A 5,787-nucleotide genomic window follows, 5' to 3' on the forward strand; every position below is an offset into this window, starting at 1 on the left:
CATGTTGCGAGCGTAGCGTTCGGGGATGATGCGGCGACCCAAAGCGGCAATATCCACCTCTCTCGGGGCCAGGCCGCATTCCCGGGCCAGTTTTTGCGTGTCGGCTGCGGACAGGGCTTTATAGTGACCGCCGTCGGGATAGGTTCTTGACGCCGCCGCTTTTTCAATTCCGCGGACTAGCTGCTCCTGCATGTCATCCTCCGCCCACGGGGGGGAAGATGCCCACCCGTTCGCCGCCCTCCAACCGGGCGTCCAGGTCTTTTTTCAAACCGTTTACAAAGATGAGCTTGGCTTTTTCCAGGGGGACGCCCAGTTGCCGCAGCAAATCTCTCACCGTGGCGCCGGGTGTAATGGGGTAGGTGTCCGCCGAAGGCGGGCTGAATTTCCGCAGGCTTGCAAAAAACCTGAGATCGATGGTTGCAGACATAGGGTCGTCCACTCCTCTGTTCGTTGCATGCAGATGTAAAAAAGATTCTAAATTCCAATTGACCAAATTTCAAACAAAATCATCGAAAACAATGCTCATGATCAACCTTGACCTGACAACCGTGAGGTTAACATCCGCCGCCGGGTTAAGCATGGTATAATATAAAACAGTATGCTATAGAATCAATCATTCTTCGGTTTACGGTGAAGATTCCCCTTAAGCTTGCTGCGGGGAGTGTTCAATTTCGATATTGGGATTTAGGGTTTATATCTGTATGCGGTATCCAAACAACACCCTTCCAGGGTGAAACCGGCGCAGGATCCTACGGTTCCTGACAGCTACCGTTTATTCGTGAAGAGGCTCCCATGGAAATCCCCTTTCAATTCGATCCCATGCTGGCATTCGGCTGTCTTTCCATCATGCTCCTTGTCGGTGTCGCCCTGCGCGCCCATGTCGGCTTTTTTCAGCATTTTCTGATACCGAGTTGTCTTATCGGCGGGGCTCTCGGACTGTTACTGGTCGCCCTGGGCGTTATCCGCTTTCAGGCTTCCGTGTGGGAGACCTTCGCCTACCACTTCTTCAACATTTCATTCATCTCCGTGGGGCTTTCCGCCGGCGCTGCTTCCCGGAAACAGTCAAGGGCCGACAGCCACTATTTAAAAGGCCCCCTGTGGATGTGCCTGATGCAGGCATGCAGTTTTTACCTGCAGGCAGCGGTCGGAGGACTGCTGGTGATCCTGTTCGGCCTCCTGGGGACGAACCTCTTTCCCACATTCGGGTTTCTGGTCCCCATGGGGTTCGAGGAGGGACCGGGACAGGCCCTTTCGTTCGGCAAGGTGTGGGAGGGGGCCGGGTTCGGGGACGGTGCCACCATCGGCCTCACCTTTGCGGCCGTGGGGTTTCTTTTCGCGTTTTGCGCAGGGGTTCCCCTGGCCAACTGGGGCCTTCGCAAGGGAGTTGCCAGCCAGGGGGGCGGACGCCTTTCCCGTGATTTCCTGCGGGGCATTTATGCCGAAGGGTGCGGCGAAGAGGCCGCCGGCAAGTTGACGACGCATTCGGCCAACATCGACACGCTTGCCTTTCACTTGGCCTTGATTGGATTGATTTACGGCCTGACCTACGCCTTCACCCTCGGCCTTGGCAAAGTCGTGGCGCTTTTCGCACCGGGTGTGGCTCCCATGCTCTGGGCATTTTTCTTTTTTTTCGGCATGGTCATAGCGTTCCTGGTAAGAATGACGATGAGAAAAATGGGCGCCGACTACCTTCTGGACGCAGGCATTCAACGGCGCATAACCGGCTGGTCGGTCGATTATCTGATCGTGGCAACCATCATGGCGATTCAGGTGGTGGTGGTCTGGAAGTATATCGTGCCGATATCGGTGATGGCCTTGAGCTGCGGCGTTTTGACCACCGTGACCGTTTTCTATTTCGGCAGCCGCCTGTGGGGTTACAACCTCGAGCGCACCGTGGCCATCTACGGCATGGTGACCGGCACGGTTTCCAGTGGGCTCCTGCTGCTGAGAATCACCGATCCGGAGTTCAAGACACCCGTAGCGGTGGAGCTGGGCATCGTAAACCTGTTTGCCCTTCCGGTGGTGATGGGTGGGAGCATCCTGGTGAATGCGCCGCTCTGGTGGAACTGGAGCGTAGGCCTGACGGTGGCCGTGTTTGCTTTCATTCTATTGGTGTCACTCGTGCTGCTAAAAATCCTGAAAATGGTGGGACCGCCCGGGTGGCGGTAGGACCCGGGGGGCAGCGGGTTAACGGGCTATTTGGGTTTATTGGGTGCGGTATACGGTGTATGGTGTAGGGTGCAAGGCGCAGGGGGGCCAAATCTCATAGGTCATAGCTGATAGCATGCCATGAGCTATGAGCTCATTCCTGGGATTCTTATAGGCAACCAATCAAAGACGGCTTTCAGGCGGAGATGGATGCATAAGACTACGGACGCACTAACCACGGGCTTCAGGCTCCAGGGTGGTCGGTATCTATGAAATCAGGGGGCTGAACTTCAGCGGCCAGATGACGAAGGGCGCAGGTCAGTTGGCCGGCAGGGATAAATCCCTGGACTACATAGCTTCAAGCGTTAGACGTTGTAGCGCAGGGTTTCAGCCCTGCCGGAAGCGTTGCTATACAAATTGTCAAACCGAAGCCCTTGCCGTTGGAAGAGGGATTTCCTTCCATTCCCCGTATGGAACGTTTAAATTAAACTAGCGACGAAGTCGCGTTACATTAAAAATGCGGAGTATTTTTCATAATGAAAGCAGCGGTGTATCGGAAAAATGAAGGCCTGGCGATCGAGGATGTCGCCATGCCGGAAATCGGGCCGCGGGACGTTCTTGTCAGGGTTGCCAACACCGGTTTCTGCGGATCGGACCACTCCATGCTCGAGAGCGGGAGTATTGCGGACGGCATCGTTTTAGGGCACGAGGTCAGCGGCACGGTCGCCGAAACGGGCAGGGAGGTTAGCGGGGATCTGGTCGCAAAGCGGGTCGTGATACGGCCCACCTTTTGCGGCGCATGCCGGGATTGCCGCATGGGGAAGCCCTATTTTTGCCAGGTGAACAGGCGTTCCATCGGCATCGGCGATCTGCCCGGGGGGTTTGCGGAATACGTCAAGGTGCTGCCCGATATGCTCATTCCCGTGCCCGACGGGGTCGATTCGCGCAACGCCGCTTTGGCGGAAGCCTTTGCGGCCTCCTACCACGGAATTGCATGCGCCGGCGGCAGCGGTGGATCGGCGTTGGTGCTGGGAGGCGGCACCATCGGCCTGGCCCTCGTACGCCTGCTCAAGCTGAAGGGCTTCGGCCCGGTGGCCCTGAGCGAACCCGTCGAGAAAAAGAGGGAGCTGGCCGTCGCTTTCGGAGCGGACGAGGCGATGGATCCCTTGGCGGGAAACCTGGGCGCATTCGTGTTCGAAAAGACCTCCGGAACCGGGTTCGAATACGTATTCGAATGCTCGGGCGTCGGGGACAACGTGCAGGCCGCCCTCGACTGCTGCGCCAGGGGCGGCGTCGTCTGTATCGTCAGTGTTATCATGAACCCGGTTTCGATGCTACCGGTGACGCTGAACTTCAAGGAGGTCCGCCTGACGGCTTCCTATTCCAATACCCACGAAGAGAATACCGCCTGTCTCGATTTGATGGCCCGGGGCCATCTGGACGGCCGTCCGCTGATTACAGACGTGATCTCTTTGGAGGAATTGCCCGGGGTGTATCGCCGGCGAATCCGTACGGGTGAAGCCTTGAAAGTGATGCTGGCCATCGGGGAGGAATTTTGAATACAGTTGCTTTTAACAGGGTCCTGGTTACCGGTGCGGCCGGATTCATCGGCTATCACCTGTCCCGGCGCTTGCTGGACGATGGGTGCGCCGTTACCGGAATCGACAACCTGAACGACTACTATGAGGTGACCCTCAAGGAAAGTCGCCTGGCGCGGCTGAAGGAAGAGAGCCGGTTTGCGTTCGTCAGGGACGACCTGTCCGATCGGGATGCCGTGAGCAGGCTGTTTGAAAAGCATACCTTCGATGTGGTCGTCAACCTGGCGGCTCAACCAGGCGTGCGCTATTCCCTGGTCAATCCCCGGGCCTACATCGACGCCAATGTCGTCGGCTTCGCGAATATCCTCGAGGCCTGCCGGCACGGCGGCGTGAAGCATCTGGTCTATGCCTCCTCGAGTTCGGTGTACGGAGCCAACCGGGAAATGCCCTTTTCGGTGCATCACAACGTCGACCATCCGGTTTCGCTGTATGCCGCCACTAAAAAAGCAAACGAACTGATGGCGCATTCCTACAGCCACCTTTACGGTCTGCCCTGCACCGGCCTGCGTTTTTTCACCGTCTACGGCCCCTGGGGGCGTCCTGACATGGCCTATTTTTCGTTTACCCGCTCCATACTGGCGCAAAAGACCATCCGGATCTTCAATCACGGTAAGATGCAGCGCGATTTTACCTACATAGACGATATTGTCGAAGGTGTGGTGCGGGTGATGCGCAGGCTTCCACAGCCCGATCCGTCCTGGAGCGGCCGGCACCCGGACCCGGGGACTTCCTATGCCCCTTTCAAGATTTACAATATCGGCAACCATCGTCCCGTAGCGTTGATGGATTTCGTGTCGGCCATCGAAGCGGCGTTGGGGACCGAGGCGAAAAAGGAGTTTGCGGAGATGCAGCCCGGGGATGTTCAGGATACCTACGCGGACGTGGAAGACCTTGCGCGTGACGTGGATTTCACGCCCCGGACGCCGCTTTCAAAGGGCATCGAGCGGTTTGTGGAGTGGTATCGCGACTACTATGGCGTTTGAGGTTTCAGGTGACTACGTGTTCGTCCATTACAAGTTCAAATGACGACAACACACGCACATCTCTCAGCAAGCCGTCGTTAACGTCCCGCGCAGCAAGGGGATAACGGCCATTTCGCGAAGTTTCAATCCGGTTTGCCGTTACGCGACACCCAAAAGTCACCAAGTGATATGTAATGAAAAAAATAAAACCGATCACGAAAACACGAAAGCACGAAAATTTTCATGGTTCTTTTCGTGTTTTTGTACTTTCGTGATGAATGATCTTTATCTTTTCTGGTTTATCCGGGTTGGGTGGTCCGGGGCGGTTTGTTTTCACAGGGATGAACTCCTTGACACCATTGCATAAAGTCGATGGCTATGCCGTGCAGGGCTTCAACCCTGCCGCATTTCGGCAATGAATTTTGCGGTCAGCTTCCCGGCGACGGGATGGCAATACACCCGGCCCTCGGCATCGACGCCGCGGATGTGACCATCGAACAGAAACCACTTGAGCATCTCCCTCCCGATTTCAAAACGGTCCGCGGATGGCGGGAGGTGTGAACGGTTGCAGGGTTCGGCCTCCGGGATCGGCATGCCGGCGCCGGTGAGTTGCAGAAGGAAGTTGGCCATGCGGCCCAGACGCAGCAGGGTGGCCGCTTCCAACCGGCTGGTGGTGTGATCCAATGGCAGCGCCGCAGAGCGGTACAGACTGGTGTGCGCCGGCAGCAAACGGTCGGCCTTGCAGCGGTTGTAATCGAGGCTGCCGGGGGCGGGGTAAAAGACGGAAACGCCGGCGAGCACCCGGTTGCGCCACAGATAAAGCAAGTCCTCCACCGATTGGAGCGGATCCTGATACGGAGCGCCCACGATGATGTAGCCGACGCAAGTCAGCCCGTTTTTCGTTGCCGGGGCCAGAAGTTCGTGGAACGCGCGGCGCACGTCCGGACGGTTGAAGCGTTTCAGCTGGCGCCCCGAGGTCGATCCCAGGGACAGGTTCAGGGTCCTGAACCCGGCATTTTTCATGAGCGGCAGCAGCTTTTCGTCGAGGGATGGCGGGAAGAGGCCGTTCATGGCCCGCA

General features: G+C 57.3%; 6 protein-coding genes. 3 read left to right on the plus strand and 3 right to left on the minus strand.

All coding sequences use genetic code 11. From position 1 onward, the window contains the following. Both LJE94_01190 and LJE94_01195 read right to left on the minus strand, forming a co-directional pair. Positions 1–192 (minus strand): HesA/MoeB/ThiF family protein (locus tag LJE94_01190; GenBank protein MCG6908720.1); only part of this gene is annotated, 192 nt, incomplete at its 3' end. A 1-nt stretch (position 193) separates the two neighbouring features. Then, on the minus strand, positions 194–427 hold the full coding sequence (locus LJE94_01195; GenBank protein ID MCG6908721.1) for a MoaD/ThiS family protein: 234 nt from the start codon (positions 425–427) through the stop codon (positions 194–196). Positions 428–792: 365 nt separating this feature from the next. Here LJE94_01195 and LJE94_01200 point away from each other — a divergent pair, with 365 nt between their 5' ends. From LJE94_01200 to LJE94_01210, 3 genes are all read left to right on the plus strand, one after another. After that, positions 793–2,169: a hypothetical protein gene (locus LJE94_01200; GenBank protein ID MCG6908722.1), complete on the plus strand. Its 1,377-nt coding sequence runs from the start codon at positions 793–795 to the stop codon at positions 2,167–2,169. Between the two features lie 515 nt (positions 2,170–2,684). Then, positions 2,685–3,707, plus strand: a complete 1,023-nt coding sequence (locus LJE94_01205; GenBank protein ID MCG6908723.1) for an alcohol dehydrogenase catalytic domain-containing protein — start codon at positions 2,685–2,687, stop codon at positions 3,705–3,707. Then, positions 3,704–4,729 (plus strand): NAD-dependent epimerase, encoded by a 1,026-nt coding sequence (locus LJE94_01210; protein ID MCG6908724.1) that lies wholly within the window; start codon positions 3,704–3,706, stop codon positions 4,727–4,729. Before LJE94_01205 ends, LJE94_01210 begins: the two co-directional genes overlap by 4 nt. 372 nt (positions 4,730–5,101) lie before the next feature. On the opposite strand, the gene LJE94_01215 is transcribed toward LJE94_01210, so the two are convergent. Continuing rightward, on the minus strand, positions 5,102–5,787 hold a 686-nt coding region (locus tag LJE94_01215; protein ID MCG6908725.1), incomplete at its 5' end, for a radical SAM protein.

The organism is Deltaproteobacteria bacterium (genome assembly GCA_022340465.1).
GTDB lineage: Bacteria > Desulfobacterota > Desulfobacteria > Desulfobacterales > B30-G6 > JAJDNW01.

What these genes read in the sequence shown, in the direction of transcription:
- LJE94_01195 (MCG6908721.1), bottom strand. Translation starts at nt 427, where the DNA reads ATGTCTGCAACCATCGATCTCAGGTTTTTTGCAAGCCTGCGGAAATTC.
- LJE94_01200 (MCG6908722.1), top strand. Translation starts at nt 793, where the DNA reads ATGGAAATCCCCTTTCAATTCGATCCCATGCTGGCATTCGGCTGTCTT.
- LJE94_01205 (MCG6908723.1), top strand. Translation starts at nt 2,685, where the DNA reads ATGAAAGCAGCGGTGTATCGGAAAAATGAAGGCCTGGCGATCGAGGAT.